3 protein-coding genes are annotated in these 3,439 nt (G+C 54.8%); 1 reads left to right on the forward strand and 2 read right to left on the reverse strand.

All coding sequences use genetic code 11. The annotated features are described in order from the left end of the window. Nucleotides 1–179 precede the first annotated feature (179 nt). Both hda and ACTG33_RS16745 read right to left on the reverse strand, forming a co-directional pair. Entirely contained in the window at nt 180–896 is a 717-nt protein-coding gene (gene hda, locus ACTG33_RS16740; protein WP_439136354.1) for a DnaA regulatory inactivator Hda, read from the reverse strand. 137 nt (nt 897–1,033) lie between these two features. Beyond that, nucleotides 1,034–2,149 carry a DUF2066 domain-containing protein gene (locus ACTG33_RS16745; protein WP_439136355.1) on the reverse strand — a complete coding sequence of 372 codons (1,116 nt, stop codon included), beginning with the start codon at nt 2,147–2,149 and terminating at the stop codon, nt 1,034–1,036. A 316-nt stretch (nt 2,150–2,465) separates the two neighbouring features. On the opposite strand from ACTG33_RS16745, the gene purM reads away from it, so the two are divergent. Next, nucleotides 2,466–3,439: phosphoribosylformylglycinamidine cyclo-ligase (purM, locus tag ACTG33_RS16750; protein ID WP_439136356.1), on the forward strand; the 974-nt coding region annotated here is incomplete at its 3' end.

Raw genomic sequence — 3,439 nt, forward strand, 5'->3', positions numbered from 1 at the left:
TGTTTCAGTCGCCGGCAATGGCCATTCTGCAATCGGCACAGAAACAGCTGGAGCCACTGGTTCAATTAATCAATGGCGGCGGTTCACGAGCGGTTTACGCCCACTGTCTGGACTGCGTAGCTCCTTAAGGAGTTCCTTAAGGAGCATCTTAAGGAGCGCCTTGAAACTTGTAGTCTCCCCTAAAACCCCAGGGTCTGCTTCACAAAAGGAATGGTCAAACGTCGCTGCTCTGCCAGCGACGCATCATCCAGTCGATGCAGGGTTTTAAACAGGTCGTGAGTGGAGCGAGGCGCGCGATGCAAAATGTATTGCGCCACCTCATCCGTTAATTCGATACCCCGCGCTCTGGCGCGCATCTGCAAAGCCTTGCGCTTTGATTCATCGTCCAGCGGCTGCACCTGAAATACCAACCCCCAATTCAAACGGGATTGCAGATCTGGTAGACCCACCTTCAATTCTCTCGGGCTCTGTGTTGCGGCCATAACCACACGCCGTCCGGTATCCCGCATCACATTGAAAAACACAAACAGCGCGCGTTCCCACTCCGGACGACCAACCACCCAGTGCAAGCCATCCAGACACACCAAATCAAGGTTCTCCAACCCGTCCAGCAACTCTGAAGGTGCGGCATCCACCAGCTCTTCCAAGGGTAAATACTGGGCAGACCGGCCCTGCTCGCCGGCAAAGTGGCAAGCTGCCTGCAATAAATGGCTGAGACCGACCCCTTCGCTTCCCGACAAATAAATAAATTGCTCACCGAAGGGCTGCAACTGCTGCTGCAACCCCATCACCACCTGCTTGTTAAGATGGCCGTCGATGGCGTAAAAATTCTCAAAGGTCGCATCATCCTTAAGCTGAACACCTAAAGAGAGCTGACGAGGAGATGAGGGTGACACGGGGTGATTCATGAGGAGATCAGGGTAAGTCTGTCAAAGAGACGCTAGTCTAACAGATGGCACCGGTTTTTCAGAAGACCTACCGGCCAGAAGCCACACAGCGGCGGAAGTTGCTTCCGCCACCCGATGGTTGAGGGTCAACCAGACCAACTGTAACGCAATGGATTCAACTCAGAACCCTGAGGCTCGAGGGTTTGCGGCATATTGACAGGACCTCCGCCAGTCAGTGGCATCGGCGTCAAACGGCGATCCAGATCCAGCGCGCCTTTCAACTGGGAAATATCACCCTCCATAAATAAAGCCACTTTCAATTGAGAGCCCTCGATAGCCAGCAAATTCAGCTCACGCACCACCGCCAGGCCCTCCAGATACGACAGCAGTTGCACATATTGCGAAAACTCACCCACCTGCTGAATGTCCATCACCACCGATTCGGAGGTGACGCCACGGTTTCGGATGCCATAGATGTCAGCGAGATAATCGCTGGTCGAGTTGACAGCCTCTTTCAACAACACCGTGTCGGATTGGCCCTCACTGTCAAACACCTGCCGACTTTGCTTGTGCAACAGGGTCCAGGCCGAAATCCAGCGTCCCGAAGAGGTTTGACTGTAGCGCCCAACCAGAATCGCATCAGGTTTGTAGCGAGTAGAGGCTTCGGTGATCGCGCCTTGATCCAGACTCCACAGGTCATTGGCGTTGAGTGAGACCTGATCTTCCAGATCCATCAACGGCAACACCACCGGCAGGCCGCGCTCTTTAGCCTCAGACTCCACCACGTCAAACAGCTCCGGGTTTTCTTGCAGCGACACCATTTCACGCCCCGCCTGCAAATCGTCCTTCACCAGCCACACCAGCACAGACGGGCGATTCGCAGGCCACAAAGGCAACCCCGCCTGACGCAACAGGTTTTCCACGCTCACCTGTGAGAAGTTCAGCACCACCGTCGTCGCAGGCACTTCCTCACCGTCACGCTCCAGCGTTTCACTACCGGACTCATACCGGAAGGCTTCCATATAGCCATCTGGCTTGGCCAAAGCCGCCTTCACCACCGGAGAATTCAGCGCTTGCGGCTGACCAGTGACACGAACCAGTACCGAAGCCAGGGCTTCCGATGTGGCCTGACGCCGCTCTTCATCTCCCTGACTCACAACCAGTTCACTCTGCTGATAGAGGTTGCGCACCAATTCAGCGTGCCCTGGCATCGCCAACACTGACACACACACTCCGACAAACCACCCAACCAATCGCTGCAAACTGACTACTCCTTACAGGCTGTTACTCACTGAACCATCAACCGACTCCAATCTCCGTCGCATTGCCTTCACAGTACGGTTTGATTGTAGCCCTTAAATGAATGATTCGACGTATGGCCATTGTTGAAACAGCCGCTATTATGCCTTTGAGAACCAGCGCCGACCAGAAGCGCCCCGATTCGTTTGTAAAAAATGAGGATTCACGGGATTTTTCCCTCTGTAAAGCCCTAACAGCCCACGCCATAAGCTGGTAGAATACGCGCCTTTCAAGTCCAACCTTTCTGATTCACCCTTTGACCGACGAGCCCTGCCCTCCATGAGCGATAAACAGACCCCATCCTTGAGTTATAAAGACGCTGGCGTAGATATTGATGCTGGCAATGCCTTGGTTGAGCGCATCAAAGGAGTGGCCAAACGCACTCGCCGCCCCGGTGTGATGGCAGGATTGGGCGGTTTTGGCGCCCTGTTTGAATTGCCAACAGGCTACAAAGAGCCTGTATTGGTGTCCGGTACCGACGGTGTTGGCACCAAACTGCGTCTGGCCATGGACCTTAACCTGCACGATACTATTGGTATCGATCTGGTCGCCATGTGCGTTAACGATCTGGTGGTCGCGGGTGCCGAGCCTCTGTTCTTCCTCGATTACTACGCCACAGGCAAGCTTAACGTTGACGTCGCCGCAGATGTGGTTTCCGGCATCGGTGATGGTTGCGAACTGGCGGGCTGCGCACTGGTTGGCGGCGAAACCGCCGAAATGCCCGGCATGTACGACGGCGATGATTACGACCTGGCCGGCTTCTGCGTCGGTATCGCCGAAAAATCCGAACTGATCGACGGCAGTAAAGTCGCCGAAGGTGATGTACTGATCGGACTGACGTCCAGCGGCCCTCATTCCAATGGCTACTCTCTGGTGCGCAAAATCATTGAAGTCAGCGGTGCAGACCTGAACGAAACCGTCGGTGACAAGCCTCTTGGCAAGGCTCTGATCGAGCCCACCCGTATTTACGTCAAATCTTTGCTGCGCCTGATCAAGGAATCTCAGGTCAACGCCATGTCTCACATTACCGGTGGCGGCCTGCAGGAAAATATCCCCCGCGTACTGCCGGACGACTGCAAGGCTGTTATCGACACCAGCGCCTGGACATTCCCACCGGTATTCCAGTGGTTGCAGCAAAAAGGCAACGTAGAAGCCTACGAAATGTACCGCACCTTTAACTGTGGTGTAGGCATGATCGTCGCCGTGCCTGCCAGTGAGCAAGACAACGCACTGGCCATTTTGAAAGATGCCGG

Source organism: Pseudomaricurvus sp., from assembly GCF_965662505.1.
Classification (GTDB): domain Bacteria; phylum Pseudomonadota; class Gammaproteobacteria; order Pseudomonadales; family Cellvibrionaceae; genus Pseudomaricurvus.